Genomic DNA, 15,197 nt, shown 5'->3' on the forward strand with positions numbered 1-15,197 from the left:
CCGGCACGGGGCGAGCCCGCAGGGTCTAGCCTCGCGGCAAGGCGTTGGTGTTCGCCGGACGCAGGCGAACCGCCGAGTGTGGATGGGAGCCGCCATGGACGTGACGATCACGGGCCGCAACGTCGGGGTCACCGACCGATTCCGGGCCTACGTGGAGCAGAAGTCCGAGAAGATCGACGTGCTCGCCGACCGGGCCCTCGCGTTCGAGGTGCGGGTGAGCCGGCATCACGAGAAGAGCAGCGGAGCGCAGGGCGAGGACCGCGTCGAACTGACCCTCATCGGTCCGGGGCCGCTGGTCCGGGCCGAGTCCGCCGCGTCGGACAAGTACGCCGCCTTCGACCTGGCGTTCGCGCGCATCGCCGAGCGCCTGCGCCGGGCACGTGACCGCAAGAAGGTGCACCGCGGACGTCACCGTCCGACCTCCGTGGCCGAGGCCGCCGGAGCCGCGTTCGAGGGCATGGGCGTCGAGCCCGCCGACGGCAAGCTCATCGAGACGGTCGCCACCGGTGCCGTGCCCGTGGTCGACGTCGACCAGGAAGCCGCTCACGAGGAAGAGGACGCCGCGTACTCGCCGGTCGTCATCCGCCAGAAGGTCTTCGAGGCCGCACCGATGACGGTCGACGACGCGCTGTACCACATGGAGCTCGTCGGCCACGACTTCTACCTGTTCGTCGACTCCGAGACCCACCGCCCGAGCGTCGTGTACCGCCGCAAGGGCTGGGACTACGGCGTGATCGGCATCGACGAGAACCCGGGCGCCGACGCCCGAGGGAGCGAACACGTCCTCGTCGAGGAGACCGTGTCCGCGACCGCGTAGTCGACGCGACGCACCACCTCCGAGTGCGCACGGCCCCGTCCGGGCCGTGCGCACTCGTGTTGCTCCCAGCGCCGGACCCCGGCGGGGTTGCTAGCATGACTGGCTGATCGGGCGCGTCGACCGCGCACGACGACTTCGTAAGGAGCTCACGTGGCAAACGTGCTGGAGAAGGTCCTCCGCATCGGTGAAGGGCGGACTCTCCGTCGGTTGAAGGCGTACGCCTCGGCGATCAACGACCTCGAGGACGACTTCGCGAGCCTCACCGACGAGGAACTCCAAGAGGAGACGACGGAACTCCGCGAGCGGTACGCCAACGGCGAGACCCTCGACGACCTCCTGCCGGAGGCGTTCGCCGCCGTCCGCGAAGCGTCGAAGCGCACCCTCGGCATGCGGCACTTCGACGTGCAGCTCATGGGCGGCGCGGCACTGCACCTCGGCAACATCGCCGAGATGAAGACCGGTGAGGGCAAGACGCTCGTGGCGACGACGGCCGCGTACCTCAACGCGATCCCGTCGCGCGGCGTGCACGTCATCACGGTGAACGACTTCCTGGCGTCGTACCAGTCCGAGCTCATGGGTCGTGTGTTCCGCGCCCTCGGCATGACCACCGGCTGCATCATCGCCGGGCAGTCGCCGATCGAGCGTCGCGAGCAGTACGCCGCGGACATCACGTACGGCACGAACAACGAGTTCGGCTTCGACTACCTCCGCGACAACATGGCGTGGCAGGCGTCCGACATGGTCCAGCGCGGGCACTTCTTCGCGATCGTGGACGAGGTCGACTCGATCCTCATCGACGAGGCCCGCACGCCGCTGATCATCTCCGGGCCCTCCTCGGGCGAGGCGAACCGCTGGTTCACCGAGTTCGCGTCGATCGCCACCCGGCTCACCCCGGGCGAGGACTACGAGGTCGACGAGAAGAAGCGCACCGTCGGTGTCCTCGAGCCCGGCATCGAGAAGGTCGAGGACTACCTCGGCATCGACAACCTCTACGAGTCCGCGAACACCCCGCTGATCTCGTTCCTCAACAACTCGATCAAGGCCTCGGCCCTGTTCAAGCGCGACAAGGACTACGTCGTGATGAACGGCGAGGTGCTGATCGTCGACGAGCACACCGGCCGCATCCTGATGGGCCGTCGCTACAACGAGGGCATCCACCAGGCGATCGAGGCGAAGGAGGGTGTCGAGGTCAAGGCCGAGAACCAGACCCTCGCCACCGTCACGCTGCAGAACTACTTCCGCCTGTACCAGAAGCTCTCCGGCATGACCGGTACCGCGGAGACCGAAGCGGCCGAGTTCATGTCGACCTACAAGCTCGGCGTGGTCCCGATCCCGACGAACCGGCCGATGCAGCGCATCGACCAGACCGACCTCGTCTACAAGAACGAGCAGGCCAAGTTCGAGCAGGTCGCGAACGACATCGAAGAGCGTCACCTCAAGGGCCAGCCGGTCCTCGTCGGCACCACGAGCGTCGAGAAGTCCGAGTACCTGTCGAAGCTGCTCGCCAAGAAGGGCGTCAAGCACGAGGTCCTCAACGCCAAGAACCACGCCCGTGAAGCCGCGATCGTCGCCCAGGCCGGTCGTGCCGGTGCCGTGACGGTCGCCACGAACATGGCCGGTCGTGGTACCGACATCATGCTCGGCGGCAACGCGGAGTTCCTCGCCGTGCAGGAGATGCACGCCAAGGGCCTGTCGCCGACCGAGACCCCGGACGAGTACGAAGCCGAGTGGGACAAGGTCTTCACCGCGATGAAGGCCGTGGTGGAGCAGGAGAGCGAGAAGGTCCGCGACGCCGGCGGCCTCTACGTCCTCGGCACCGAACGTCACGAGTCCCGCCGCATCGACAACCAGCTCCGTGGTCGTTCCGGCCGTCAGGGTGACCCGGGCGAGAGCCGGTTCTACCTGTCGCTCACCGACGACCTGATGCGTCTGTTCAACTCCGGTGCTGCCGAGAGCCTGATGGGCCGCGGCAACGTCCCGGACGACCTGGCCATCGAGAACAAGCTCGTCGGCCGCGCGATCCGGTCCGCTCAGTCGCAGGTCGAAGGCCGCAACGCCGAGATCCGCAAGAACGTCCTGAAGTACGACGACGTCCTGAACCGCCAGCGCGAAGCGATCTACAGCGACCGCCGGCACATCCTCGAGGGCGACGACCTGCACGAGCGCGCGCAGTCGTTCCTGAAGAGCGTCATCGACGACGTCATCGACACCCACACCGGTGAGGGCTCCCCGGACGACTGGGACCTCGACGCCATGTGGACCGAACTCGGGACCCTGTACCCGATCTCGATCACCATCGACGAGGTCATCACCGAAGCCGGGTCGAAGGGCAAGGCCTCGCGGGAGTTCCTGGCGCGCGAGATCCTCTCCGACGCGCAGCTCGCCTACAAGAACCGCGAAGAGGCCCTCGGCGACGAGGCGATGCGTGAGCTCGAGCGTCGCGTCGTCCTCTCCGTGATCGACCGCCGCTGGCGCGACCACCTCTACGAGATGGACTACCTCAAGGACGGCATCGGCCTCCGAGCGATGGCGCAGCGTGACCCGCTGGTCGAGTACCAGCGTGAGGGCTACGCGCTGTTCCAGACGATGATGGGGCAGATCCGCGAAGAGTCGGTCGGCTTCCTCTTCAACCTCGAGGTCCAGGTGCAGTCCGACGGCGAGAGCGCGGTCATCGAGGCGAAGGGTCTCAACGAGGAAGGCGAGAACGCCGGACTCGAGTACTCCGCACCGTCGATCGACGGCGAGGTCGAGGTCCGCGACGAGGCCGGGCGCCTCGAGCAGGCCGCGACCGCCCGCGCGCAGCGCGCCCAGGCGGAGCAGGAAGAAGCCGCCGGCCCCGAGAAGGGCTCCGCCTTCGGCTCCGCGGCGACCGCGTCCGGCCAGGCCGACGCGAGCAACCGCGCCGAGCGCCGGGCGGCGGCCAAGAAGGGCTGACGCGCCACACCCCTGACGGGAGGCCCGGTACCAGCTGGTACCGGGCCTCCCGTCCGTCGTCGTGCCGTCTTTCGTCCGGCCGGCCGGCCGTCCGCTGGCGGCGACGTCGTCAGAGCACGCCGATCGCGGTGGCTCGCCACCGGCCCTTGCGCTCCTCGAGCCGGATGGCCACCGCGCGAGCGTGGCTCCGGGTGTGCACGACGACCGCGGCTTCGGCGACACCGTCGCGCGGCACGCTGACGACGACGCTGCCGACGCGGATCACCGGACGGTGGCGGCGTCGGCGAGCGGCTGAACGGGCCCGTGCCGCGAGTGCAGCGCGGTGTTGCAGGTGTCGTTGGACCTCTTCCGTGATCCAGCGCGCGATCGTCTCGACCTCGCGCGCACCGGTCAGGATCTCCGCGACGCAGAGCGCCAACGAGCGTGCCGTCTCGCCGGGGTCCGGCAGCCCCGCGGCGACCGTGCCCGGTGGTCCGTTCTCATGCTGGTCATCGTGTCCCTCGTGCTCCGCGTGGTCGTCGTGGAGGCCATCCAGCCCGGCGGCTGTGCCGTGCCCGTCCGGCTCCTCGTCGATCCGTCGTGCGTTGTCCGCCACTCCGGCCCCTTTCGTCAGGCCGAGCGTAGGGTTCGTGGAACATCACATACGGACGAAACGAGCGACCTGTGGACAGTGCGTTCTTCTCCACAGCGGGACGCGGTCGTCTCGCGGGGGCGCACCTAGACTGATCGGGTGTCGACCCTCAGTGACCTCGTCCTCGCACAAGGCCGTTCCTCCGAAGCCGACGTCGAGTGGCTGCACCTGCTCGTCGGTGACTGGCAGCTGCTCGCCGACCTGTCCTTCGCCGACATGGTGCTGTGGGTGCCGACCAAGGACGACTCGACCTTCGTGGCCGTCGCGCACGCGCGGCCGTCCTCGGCGGCGACCTTGTTCTACCGCGACATCGTCGGGCAGGAGATCCGCGAAGAGTGGCGTGACCAGGTCACCCAGAGCTTCACGGGCAGCCGTGTCGTCGACTCGGCCGAGCCGGACTGGTACGAGGACACCCCGACCCGGGTCCGCGCGATCCCCGTCCTCCGACGGCTGTCGGCGAAGAGCGCGCAGACCACCGACCGCCCGATCGCGGTCGTCACGCGGCACTCGAACCAGGACGAGTCCCGGACCCCGAGTCGCCAGGAGCTCAACTTCACGGCGAGCGCGAACGACCTGTTCGGCATGATCGCGACCGGTGACTTCCCGGACCTCGGCGCCCCGGCCGGTCCCCGTCGTGGGGCTCCGCGCGCCAGCGACGGCCTGCTCCGCCTGGACACCGACGGCGTCGTGACGTTCGCCAGCCCGAACGGCCTCAGCGCGTTCAACCGCATGGGCTTCGACGGCGAACTCGAGCGCAAGTCCCTGGCCGAGGTGACGACCGAGCTCCTCGGGGCACAGCTCGACGTCGATGAGTCCCTGCCGCTCGTCGTCACCGGGCGTGCTCCGTGGCGCGCTGACATCGAGGCGAAGGGTGTCACCGTGACGCTCCGCTCGATCCCGCTCCGCGACCACGGCGAGCGGATCGGCGCCGTCGTGCTCTGCCGTGACGTCACCGAGATGCGGCACCAGGAGCGTGAGCTCATCACGAAGGACGCGACGATCCGCGAGATCCACCACCGGGTCAAGAACAACCTGCAGACCGTCGCGTCGCTGCTCCGTATCCAGGCCCGACGGACACACTCCGACGAGGCGCGCACCTCACTGCAGAACGCGATGCGCCGGGTCGCTGCGATCGCCGTCGTGCACGACACCCTGTCGACGGGGCTCAGCCAGACGGTCGACTTCGACGAGGTGTTCGACTCCGTGCTCAAGCTCGTGACCGAGGTCGCCGCGTCCCACAACACGACCGTGCACCCGAAGAAGACGGGGGAGTTCGGTGTCCTCCCATCCGAGGCGGCCACCCCGCTCGCTCTCGGGCTCACCGAACTCGTCACCAACGCCGTCGAGCACGGGCTGGACGGCCGCGACGGTGAGGTCGAGATCGTCGCCAACCGCCACGACGACCACATCGAGATCCAGGTGCGGGACAACGGCGTCGGGCTGCCCGAGGGCAAGGTCGGCTCCGGTCTCGGCACGCAGATCGTCCGCACGCTCATCCAGGGTGAGCTGGGCGGCACCATCGACTGGCACACGCTCACCGGTAGCGGCACCGAGGTGACCATCTCGATCCCGTTCCGTTGGCTGACCGCCGGTACGGCTGCGTAGCGGAACACCGGTGTTCGTCCTCCGCGCCGCGTCATGTCGCGATGCGAACGAGGAACACCGGTGTCCAACGGACGCGGCGCGCGGTCGTGGCACGCGGCGACTCCGGGCACGACGACGCCCGCCGGCCCCGGGGGGCACGGCGGGCGTCAGACGGTCTGGCAGTCCTGCTGCGTCAGGAGGCTCGGCGGGCGCGGGCGGCGCGGCGCTTGAGCGCGCGACGCTCGTCCTCGCTGAGGCCACCCCAGACACCGGAGTCCTGGTTGTTCTCGAGTGCGTACTGCAGGCACATCTCGGTCACGGTGCACCGAGCACAGACCGACTTGGCCTTCTCGATCTGGTCGACGGCCGGGCCGGTGTTCCCGACGGGGAAGAAGAGCTCGGGGTCCGCGGTGAGGCAGGCTGCCTGGTCACGCCAATCCATGTGGTGGTGCTCCTTGCGTTAGATGCTCGAACGGCAGGCCGGGGCCGTGACTCGGGGGATCGGGACTCTGCACATGCTCATGTGATGTACGGGAGGCTTCCTTGTGGGGAGGAGCCCGCTCGGGGAGAGTTCGACACCCGCAGAACGCTCGGGGGAGGAGCGTCGAACCACGGGAGACGCACACCACATCGTGCCGTCCAAACGACCTCGAACATCGTTCCATACTGGTATGGCCAAATCAAGGGTTTCACTGCTGGAGGATCGCTGTGCCTGACACCATCCCGGACGACCAGGTCGTCCCCCGGGGGCGGCCCGCTGCGCTCCTCGTGCTCATCGTCGTCGTCGGACTCGAGTTCCTGGCGATGGCAGCGGTGACCGTCTTCCTGCTCGTCGAGCTGCTCACGACCCCTGCTGCGAGCATCGCATCGGCGGTCGCGCTCCTCGTCCTCGCGGTCGTCGCGACCCTCTGGCTCGGCGCCATGCTCGTCGGACTGCGGCGCGGCCGGGCGTGGGTCCGGAGCGGAATCGTCGTCTGGCAGGTCCTGCAGGGTGCGCTGGCGATCGGCGCGTTCCAGGGCGTGTTCCGGGTGCCGGCCGTGGGGTGGGCGCTGCTCATCCCCGCGTTGCTCGCCATCACCCTGGTGCTCTCGAAGTCCGTGACCGCGGTCCTCGCGCGACGCGACTGAGGGAACTCCCAGCAGCACGGCGCGAGGACCGGGGTCCGGACGCGGTCAGAGCAGGCCGAGCTTCTTCCGCAGGCTCGCGACGTGCCCGGTGGCCTTGACGTTGTAGAGCGGCAGCTGGACCGAGCCGTCCTCGTCCACGACGATCGTCGACCGGATCGTGCCGGTGACGATCTTGCCGTAGTTGTTCTTCTCACCCCAGGCGCCGTACGCGCGGTGCACGGCGAGGTCCGGGTCGCTGAGCAGCGGGAAGCTCAGTGCCTGCTCGTGGTGGAACCGCTGCAGGGCGGGCAGTTCGTCCTTCGAGACGCCGAGCACCTCGTACCCGGCGGCCTGCAGGGACGACATGTTGTCGCGGAAGTCGCAGGCCTCGGTCGTGCACCCGGGGGTGGAGGCTGCGGGGTAGAAGTACACGATGACCTTGCGGCCCCGGAGGTCGGCGAGCGAGTGCTCGGTGCCGTCCTGGTCGGGGAGGGTGAAGTCGGGGGCGGTGTCGCCGGCGGCGAGACGGTCGCTCAAGTGGTGCTCCTGTTCGTTCGGCGCCCCGGGTGGTCAGGGGCGCACCGAAGTCATGCTATTGTTGATTCCCGTCGCGGGGCTCACGCCGAAGCGCCAGAACAACTCCACACACGCACCTCTAGCTCAATTGGCAGAGCAACTGACTCTTAATCAGTGGGTTCTCGGTTCAAGTCCGAGGGGGTGCACCACACGAAGACCCCGACCGATCCGGTCGGGGTCTTCTGAGTTGCGGAGCGGCCGGTGCTGCGCCGCGTGCGCTCCGCGCCGCGCCCGAGGTGCCGGTGGCCCACGAGTCGCTCGGCGTGCTCGGCAGGCTCGGCGGGTGCAGCGGGCGCGCACGCTCAGTGCACTCGCCAGCCACGGGAGGCTGCCTCGGCAGCCACGGGAGGTCGCGTCGTCCGCGGGGGAATCCGCCCCCCGCCCCCGCCCCCAGCCCAGCCCAGCCCCAGCCCGGCTCCGGACCCAGCCCCGGAGCCGGAGCCGGAACCGGAGCCGGAGCCGGATCCTCAGCCGGAGCCGCAGCAGGTCCGGTGGTGATCACGGCAGGCGGGGTCCCTCCGGACCGGAGCACCCCGCCTGCCGGAGCTCAGCGCCGCCGCAGCCGTCGGCGCCATACGAGGACGCCGCCGACGACGACCAGCAGCATCGCCACCGTGCTGAGGAGCAGGAGCCCCGAGCTGCCGGTGAACGCGAGTGTTCCGCGGGCCGTCGTCGCGTCGGCAGCCGAGCCCCGCCCGGTACCCGGCTCCGGCGCAGGCGATGCGCTGACGGACCCGGACCCGCCAGGCACGTCCGGATCAACGGGGCCGACGGGGTCGACGGGCTTCGCGGGATCGGTCGGGTCCACGGTGAAGCCTGGGTCGACGGTACCCGGCGGATCGACCACGTCGTTCGCGGGCAGGACTCCGGCATCGATCGTGTCCAGCCGCTGCACACCCTCCAGCTCGCCACCAGCGGCCGTGACACGTGCGATGGTCGTCTCCGCCGTGCGGCCGTCCTGGTCCACGTCGGAGTCGACTGCCTGGTCCGTGCCGGCGTGCTGGCGGGTGAACGCGCGCCCCTCGGGGGCTCGGAACGTGACCGTGTACGCCCCGGGTCGGAGCGCGCCGAAGCGGTAGTCGCCGTCGGCGGTGGTCGTCGTGGTGCGGTCCACGTCGTCGCCGTGGTCGTCCGTGCCGGTCAGTCGGACGTCGACGCCCTGGAGGCCCGTTTCGCCGGCGTCCTGGATGCCGTTGCCGTCCTCGTCGGTCCAGACGTGGTCACCGAGGGCACCGGCGACGACACGGACGGTCGCCGCGTTCGACAGCACCGCCAGTGCCAGGTTCGAGGCGCGCAGGCCGAACCGGTTCGTGTAGCGGTCGCCGTCGTGCTGGCCGTCGGTCCGCAGGGCGATCCGGTGTGTGACGGTCGCGCCGGCCGCGACGGGAGCACCTCGCTGGAGACGGAACGCGGTGACGTCGGCGAGCGTGCCGGGGCACCCCGCGGTGCCGAAGTCCGCCTCCGCGCACCAGTTCGTCGAACCGCCCGGCTGGTTCGACGGGTGCGATCCGTCGAGGGCGACGTCGCCCGGGTCCGCTGCGGTGTACTCGACGGACTCGTCGGCAGCAGCGTCGATCGGGATCGGTGCAGCGAGGCCGACGGAGCCGTGGAACGACGAGTCCCCGCCGGCTCCGCGGAACGGGAGGACGTCGATCAGGTCCGCGTGGTCGATCGCGCTGGCGTCGGTGTTCGTGTAGTCGAGCTGCCACCTGAGGTCGTCGCCCGTGACGACGACCGGCTCCAGGGCGGTCTCCCGGACGCCGACCCCGCCGGTGGTGACGATCTGCACGGCGCGCTCGGCCCGACGGTACCGCTCGTCGGACCGGTCGCTCGGCGAGGCGATGACGACCTCGTTGGTGACGGGTGCCGCGGGTGCCGACGTCGACACCTCGGCGGTGTAGGTGATCGGGGTCAGCTCGGTGTTGGGGTCGACGTCGTGGAGGGTCCAGGTGAGGCGTTGCCGCTGCGCACCGTCGGCGTCCGTGATCGTGTCGGTCTCCGGAGCGGGCGTCGCACTGTCCGCGACGTAGCTGACGTTCGGCGGCAGGACGTCACGGACCGTGACGTCGGACGGCTTGCCCGTGGTGTTGCCGTTCGTGAGCGACGGGTAGAGGGCGTAGTCGAGGGTGTTGCCGGCGACGGCGAACCGGGTCGCGTCCGGGGTGTCGGTGGCGTCGTGTCCGGCGTCGACGACCTTCTTCGTGACCCGGGCGAGGTCCTCGGTGACGAGGACGCTGTCGGACAGGCTGCCGGCCCCGAGCACCGGGTCGGAGGCGGTGTCGTGGATCCAGGGCTGGTCGGCTCCGAACCGCAGGTGACCGAAGTCGCGGGCTCGGGTGCCGTCGGCGACGTCGCGCGTCACGACGTACGAGAAGAGGACGGCGGTCGTGCTGCCTCGGACGCCCCCGGTGGCGCGGATCGCCCCGACCGCGTCGAGGCCTCCCGGCACGTCCTCGGGCTGGTCGTACCAGGGGCCGTCGTCGTCGTCGCACGTCGCCTGTCGTTGGCCTTCCTCGGGGCTGGTCATGTCGTACGCGGCGTACTGCACGGTCCCGCCGGTGAGGCCCGCGGTCCGCGCAGCGACCCTGCCGGGACCCACGCGGGTCAGCCGCTGGGTGGCGCGGTCGAACGTGTCGCAGAGCACGACGCCGTCACGGGGGCGGAGGCCGGTGTTCGTGGCACCGACGTCGCTGCGGAGCACCATGCCGGGTGTCACCCAGGGATCGCCCTCCCGCGCGGAACCGGCCGACACGCTCGCACCATCGCCGTGCACCCGGTACAGGCGCTTGTAGCCACCGCCGGGACCGAACTCGACGATGTTGCGTGCCGCTCGGTTGTCGCCGAGGGGTTCGGTGGACCCGGGGAAGTTCGGGGCTCCACTGATCGAGGTGGTCCGCAGCGGCGAGTACGTGTTCACCGAGTCCACGCTCGTGCCGGGTGGCGGCGTGGGCATCCAGACGGACAGGTAGCCGGAGACGAAGTAGGACCGGTTCGGCTGTGTCAGCGCACCGGTCAGCCCGGTCGTGGGGAGATGGGTGGGGTCGGTGACGGTTCCGGTGATCGTCACCGACACGGGCTCGCCGGCGCTGTCCTGCTCGCACGTGATCGCGCCGGAGTCCGTCACGCTGTTCGCCGTGCCACCGCGACCACCGGGCAGGTTGCCGAAGCGCCAGTCGGTGACGTCGTTGACGCCGCAGGCGGGGTGCCCGCCGTTCCAGAGCACCGCGTCGGAGGGCAGGTCGCCGAGGATCTCCGAGAGGTCGTCGGTGAAGGTCATCGGTCCGGCGCTCCGCTCGAAGCCGAGCAGGCCCTGGCCCGGCACGACCGGTTGCCAGTCGACCGTGATCGGGTAGACCAGCTGGATGCCGTGGGTGGTGCCGTCCGGGCCGAGCGCATCGGCGTCCAGGCGTGAGCCGTTGATGTTCTTGCTGAGGTTGTAGCGGGGCGCGGCCGAGACCGTCGTGGTGGGGGAGACCGTGGTGACCGTGCCGTTCTCGGCGCCGTCCGCGGTCCCGGTGCCGGCGACGGCGAGTGTGTCGCCGTGCCGCAGGTCGCCGGAGACGTCGAGCACTGCGGGGACGGCGACCGCGTGTCCTTCGGCGACGTCACCCAGGTTGCACACCAGGTCTGCTCCGTCGATCGACGACCCGGCGCCCCGGCACGGACCGGGGACGCCGACCCATGACGTGCCCGCCGGGGCCGAGAGGGTGAAGCGTTCGTTGGTGCTCGTGCCGCCGGTGGAGTTCATCGTGACGCGGTAGGTGACGGCGTCGAGCGTGCGCACGATCCCGTTGGTGGCGTCCCGGTCGCCGCCCGGGCCGTCGTCCGGGGTGAAGGGGCCGTTGCCGTCCTTCGCGATCTCGACGGCCAGCCCGACGGTCGCCCCGGTGGTGCTGGCGGGTGGGTCGGTCGACGTGGCGGCTGCGGCCACGCTCGGACTCGTCACGGCGAGCGTGATGGCGAGCGCGAGCGCGGCACGCGGTGTGGCGCGTGGGCGCATGGGGACTCCCTCTGTTCGATCGGTTCGGGCATCGGTGGCCGATGACCCGGGCGATGCTAGACCGGCAGAGGAATGCAGTACGAGGTATTGGAACACGAAATGTTGCGCGAGGACACGGAGGATCAGCTCGGAGCCAGGTCGACGACCCGTTCCTCCCCGAGGACCGGCACGAGCGCCCCGGCGGACACGCTCGCCAGCTCCGCCTCGAGCGTCGCGACACCGTCGAGTGGGACCCACAGCGTGAACACCGCCTGCTCGCCGTACACGGTGTCGTCCGCGGTGGCGTCGTGGCGCGCGACCCACGCCCGGAGTGCGTTGTCGACCCGTCCGGCGTCGGCGTGCGGGACGGCGACCTGCACCCGCGTCCGAGCAGCGCGACGGATGACCGTCGCCTGGTCGAGCGCTCCGGACACCGAGGTCGAGTAGGCGCGGACGAGCCCGCCAGCCCCGAGCTTCACCCCGCCGAACCACCGGCTGACGACCACGACGACGTCGGTCAGGTCGCGGCGTCGGAGCACCTCGAGCATCGGCACCCCGGCGGTGCCGGAGGGTTCACCGTCGTCGGAGGACCGTGCCTGGTCCCCGAGGACGCCCGTCACCATGGCGGTGCAGTGGTGTCGCGCGTCCCAGGACCGCCGACGGACCTCGGCGACGACGGCCTCGGCCGCTGCCGGGTCGGGAGCCGGGTGGGCGGTCGTGACGAACCGGGAGCGGGAGACGACGAACTCGTGCTCGACCGGGCCGGCGATGGTCGAGGGGTACCGGCGCGACACCCTTCCGAGGGTAGTCGCGCGGTACAGTGGTCCGGCACGGGGATCGAAGGGGGCGACGATGACGGCATCACTGCCGAAGGGCGGCGTGCTCGACGCGGGCGAACTCGCGCGCCGGCTCAACCTGCTGCTCGACTTCGAGGAGACGCAGCGCGGCGCGCCCGTGCCCTTCGCCGAGATCGAGCAGTACGTCGACGAGCACGGCGGATCGCTCTCGCGGGCGAAGTGGACCTACATGGTGTCCGGGGACGGCCGTCGGAACAGCGACACCCAGCTGCTCCGACTGCTCGCCGGCTTCTTCGAGGTCGACGACGCCTTCCTGCTCGAGGACACCGACCTGCCGGACCGCATCGGGGCGCAGCTCGCACTCGTCCGGTCGATCCGGTCGGCACGTGTCAGCGGCTTCGCGGCGCGGACCTTCCCCGGGGAGCTCTCCCCGGACGCCCTCCGGCGCATCGCCGAGGTCATCGAGCAGGAGTCGCGCCGCGGCGGTGCTGCATGAGCGACCCGCGCATCCTCGAGCGCTTCTGGCAGATGGGGGCCGAAGCGGGCTGGACGGGTGTCGAGGACGCCGTCGCCGCCGCCGAGCAGCTCGTCGGCAAGCCGATCCGGGTCCGTGAAGAGGCGTTCCTGGCCGACGAGCCGGTGTGCGGGTTCGTGGCGACGCTCGAGCACCAGCACCTCGTGATGATCTCGCCGACGCCGTCCCCGACGTTCCGCGCGTTCGTGATCGGGCACGAGCTCGGCCACGTCCTGCACGGGCACCAGGAGTCAGCACCCCAAGCTGCGGCGATCCGCGCGCTGATCCCGGACCTGCCGCAGTACAAGGTCGAACGTGCGCTCGCCCGGGGCCTGTTCGAGAACGAGTACGAACGCCAGGCCGAGCACTTCGCGGACCGTCTCGCGCAGCTCATCCGCGGCCACCGCGAGCGTCCCAGCGCGTTCCGCGGGGTCTTCGGGTGATCCTCGCGCTGCTCCAGGCGGTCCTGCTCGTCGTCGGCACGGTCGTCCTGGCCGTGCTGCAGCGCGGCCAGGACCGGACGCTCACGATGACGTTCCTGCTGTTCTCGGCCACGATCGTCGCCGGCGTCGGACCGCTCTACCGCGCGGTCGACCCGCTGCTCGGCGGCCGGAACGTCCTGACACTCGTCTGCGACGTGCTCATGGTCCTCGGGACGAGCACCCTGCTCTGGGGCGTCGCGAAGGCCGTGGGGGCGGCGCGGACCTGGATGCGGAACGTCGTCGTCGCGTCGTGCTCGGTCGTCCTGGTGCTCATCGTCCTGGCGTTCTCCACGCTCGACCCGGTTCCGACGACGACCGCCTTCATGCTCTCGGTCGGCAACCAGCCGACGGCGGCCGTCTACTCGATCGCGCAGACCACCTACCTCGGTCTGGCGCTCGGTGCCACGGGCATCATCTGCGTCCTGCGCATCCGGGAGGCACGCACCGGCCTGGACCGCGTCGGGCTCTGGGCACTCGTGGCCGGCGGTGCGTTCGGTGCCGTCCGGATGGTCGTCGTCGCCGTGATGGACCTGGCGCACGTGGCCGGCCGGATCGACGTCACGCACGCCCTGGGCCTGCCGTACGACGTCACGACACCCGGCGCCGTCCTGCTGGTCGCCTCCGGCATGCTCCTGCTCGTCGTCGGACACCGGGTCGGGCAGGGGCGACGCGCCGCCGCACTGGCCCGGGCGCTCCAGCGCCTCGAGCCCGTGCACGCCCGGCTCGGCACCGACAACGAGTACCCCGACTCGGACGACCCGGCGACGCGGCTGAGTCGGCTCATCGTCGAGGTGAACGACGGCGCACGACGGAGTCGCCGGCCCCTCGACGCGGCGGACCGAGCGGCCCTCGCCGAGGCGGAAGCGGTCCTCGCGAGCGCCTGAGCTGCGTCCCCCGGAACCGCTCGAGCAGGATCCTCGCGACCGCCTGAGCGGAGCCCTCGTGACCGCCTGAGCAGGGTCCTCGTGAACACTCGGCGCCGATCCACCCCGGTTCGTCGGGGCCCGCCCGGCCCTCGTGTAGGCTCTGTAGCACGTGCTACACCTGGTGTGGTCGCGGGTCTCGGCCGGTCGTGGGGGGCGGCCGAGGCCCGGACGTACAATCGTCGGGTGCTCGTCTTCGCCGCAGTGGTCCTGCTCATCGGTGCCGTCTTCAACGTGATCGCCTGGCCGCGCTTCTTCCAGCGCGTCGCGAAGGACACCCGTGCCCGTGACGCCGCCGGCCACCCGACCACGTTCTGGCGCGTGCACTTCATCCTGATGCTCATCGGGCTCGGCATCGCCGCCGCCTCGGTCGTCGCCGCGGTACTGCTGCTCGTCTGACGTCGGCAGGGGATGCACCGAGCGGCCAGCGGGACGCACCCAGCCGCGCACGCGTCGGACGGGAGGCCCGTGGCGGCCCCGCCCCGCGCCTCCCGTCAGCGGGCGCGCACGTCGGCCCCGCTACGACGCCGCCGGCATCGGCGCGCCGAGCGCCGTCCGCAACGCCATGTCCGCGAGCGACTCGTCCGCGGGGGAGAGCAGCACCCGCCAGATCTCGGTCATCGTGACGAACTCGACGCACACCGCGTCGAAGTCGCACTCCTCGATGCGCCAGCCGCTGACGGCCTCCATGGGCACGGGCAGCAGGGTCTCGCGCTCGTAGCTGGTCTCGGCCGTCACGCGGTCGCGGAACACGCGGACCCGGCAGAGCGCACCACGCCAGGTGTGCTGCAGGTCGAGCGTCGGGAGAACAGGAGAGTCCGGCACCCGCTGATCGTACCTGCGGGTGCCGGAC

The 15,197-nt window shown here is 70.6% G+C and carries 14 protein-coding genes and 1 tRNA gene; 9 read left to right on the plus strand and 6 right to left on the minus strand.

All coding sequences use genetic code 11. From position 1 onward, the window contains the following. Positions 1 to 94 precede the first annotated feature (94 nt). Both hpf and secA read left to right on the plus strand, forming a co-directional pair. Positions 95 to 817, plus strand: a complete 723-nt coding sequence (gene hpf, locus JOD51_RS06420) for a ribosome hibernation-promoting factor, HPF/YfiA family (RefSeq protein ID WP_239539795.1) — start codon at positions 95 to 97, stop codon at positions 815 to 817. 150 nt (positions 818 to 967) lie between these two features. After that, positions 968 to 3,751 (plus strand): preprotein translocase subunit SecA, encoded by a 2,784-nt coding sequence (gene secA, locus JOD51_RS06425; RefSeq protein ID WP_204607528.1) that lies wholly within the window; start codon positions 968 to 970, stop codon positions 3,749 to 3,751. A 109-nt stretch (positions 3,752 to 3,860) separates the two neighbouring features. On the opposite strand, the gene JOD51_RS06430 is transcribed toward secA, so the two are convergent. Further along, positions 3,861 to 4,346: an Rv3235 family protein gene (locus JOD51_RS06430; protein ID WP_204607529.1), complete on the minus strand. Its 486-nt coding sequence runs from the start codon at positions 4,344 to 4,346 to the stop codon at positions 3,861 to 3,863. 135 nt (positions 4,347 to 4,481) lie between these two features. Here JOD51_RS06430 and JOD51_RS06435 point away from each other — a divergent pair, with 135 nt between their 5' ends. Then, entirely contained in the window at positions 4,482 to 5,987 is a 1,506-nt protein-coding gene (locus tag JOD51_RS06435; protein WP_204607530.1) for a sensor histidine kinase, read from the plus strand. 172 nt (positions 5,988 to 6,159) lie between these two features. Here JOD51_RS06435 and JOD51_RS06440 read toward each other — a convergent pair whose 3' ends face one another. Continuing rightward, positions 6,160 to 6,408 (minus strand): WhiB family transcriptional regulator, encoded by a 249-nt coding sequence (locus JOD51_RS06440; RefSeq protein ID WP_022904217.1) that lies wholly within the window; start codon positions 6,406 to 6,408, stop codon positions 6,160 to 6,162. A gap of 266 nt (positions 6,409 to 6,674) precedes the next feature. Here JOD51_RS06440 and JOD51_RS06445 point away from each other — a divergent pair, with 266 nt between their 5' ends. Next, positions 6,675 to 7,094, plus strand: a complete 420-nt coding sequence (locus JOD51_RS06445) for a hypothetical protein (protein ID WP_204607531.1) — start codon at positions 6,675 to 6,677, stop codon at positions 7,092 to 7,094. Between the two features lie 45 nt (positions 7,095 to 7,139). On the opposite strand, the gene bcp is transcribed toward JOD51_RS06445, so the two are convergent. Then, positions 7,140 to 7,610 carry a thioredoxin-dependent thiol peroxidase gene (bcp, locus tag JOD51_RS06450; RefSeq protein ID WP_204607532.1) on the minus strand — a complete coding sequence of 157 codons (471 nt, stop codon included), beginning with the start codon at positions 7,608 to 7,610 and terminating at the stop codon, positions 7,140 to 7,142. 112 nt (positions 7,611 to 7,722) lie between these two features. Here bcp and JOD51_RS06455 point away from each other — a divergent pair. Beyond that, positions 7,723 to 7,798, plus strand: a tRNA-Lys gene (locus JOD51_RS06455). A gap of 398 nt (positions 7,799 to 8,196) precedes the next feature. Here the strand turns inward: JOD51_RS06455 and JOD51_RS06460 are convergent. Both JOD51_RS06460 and JOD51_RS06465 read right to left on the minus strand, forming a co-directional pair. Then, a complete protein-coding gene (locus tag JOD51_RS06460; protein ID WP_204607533.1) occupies positions 8,197 to 11,649 on the minus strand; it encodes an SdrD B-like domain-containing protein in 3,453 nt (1,150 codons plus the stop codon). 122 nt (positions 11,650 to 11,771) lie between these two features. Continuing rightward, positions 11,772 to 12,422 (minus strand): IMPACT family protein, encoded by a 651-nt coding sequence (locus JOD51_RS06465; RefSeq protein WP_204607534.1) that lies wholly within the window; start codon positions 12,420 to 12,422, stop codon positions 11,772 to 11,774. Positions 12,423 to 12,480: 58 nt separating this feature from the next. On the opposite strand from JOD51_RS06465, the gene JOD51_RS06470 reads away from it, so the two are divergent. From JOD51_RS06470 to JOD51_RS06485, 4 genes are all read left to right on the plus strand, one after another. Next, positions 12,481 to 12,921, plus strand: coding sequence for a hypothetical protein (locus tag JOD51_RS06470; RefSeq protein ID WP_204607535.1), 441 nt, complete (start codon positions 12,481 to 12,483; stop codon positions 12,919 to 12,921). Beyond that, the gene (locus tag JOD51_RS06475) at positions 12,918 to 13,382 is read left to right on the plus strand and encodes an ImmA/IrrE family metallo-endopeptidase (RefSeq protein WP_204607536.1); all 465 of its coding nucleotides are present in this window, start codon (positions 12,918 to 12,920) and stop codon (positions 13,380 to 13,382) included. Before JOD51_RS06470 ends, JOD51_RS06475 begins: the two co-directional genes overlap by 4 nt. Then, a complete protein-coding gene (locus JOD51_RS06480) occupies positions 13,379 to 14,305 on the plus strand; it encodes a hypothetical protein (protein ID WP_204607537.1) in 927 nt (308 codons plus the stop codon). Before JOD51_RS06475 ends, JOD51_RS06480 begins: the two co-directional genes overlap by 4 nt. A 225-nt stretch (positions 14,306 to 14,530) precedes the next feature. Then, on the plus strand, positions 14,531 to 14,743 hold the full coding sequence (locus JOD51_RS06485; protein ID WP_204607538.1) for an SCO4848 family membrane protein: 213 nt from the start codon (positions 14,531 to 14,533) through the stop codon (positions 14,741 to 14,743). A gap of 120 nt (positions 14,744 to 14,863) precedes the next feature. Here the strand turns inward: JOD51_RS06485 and JOD51_RS06490 are convergent, their stop codons facing one another. Beyond that, entirely contained in the window at positions 14,864 to 15,169 is a 306-nt protein-coding gene (locus JOD51_RS06490) for a hypothetical protein (protein WP_204607539.1), read from the minus strand. Positions 15,170 to 15,197 lie beyond the last annotated feature (28 nt).

This window comes from Curtobacterium herbarum, from assembly GCF_016907335.1.
Lineage (GTDB): Bacteria > Actinomycetota > Actinomycetes > Actinomycetales > Microbacteriaceae > Curtobacterium > Curtobacterium herbarum.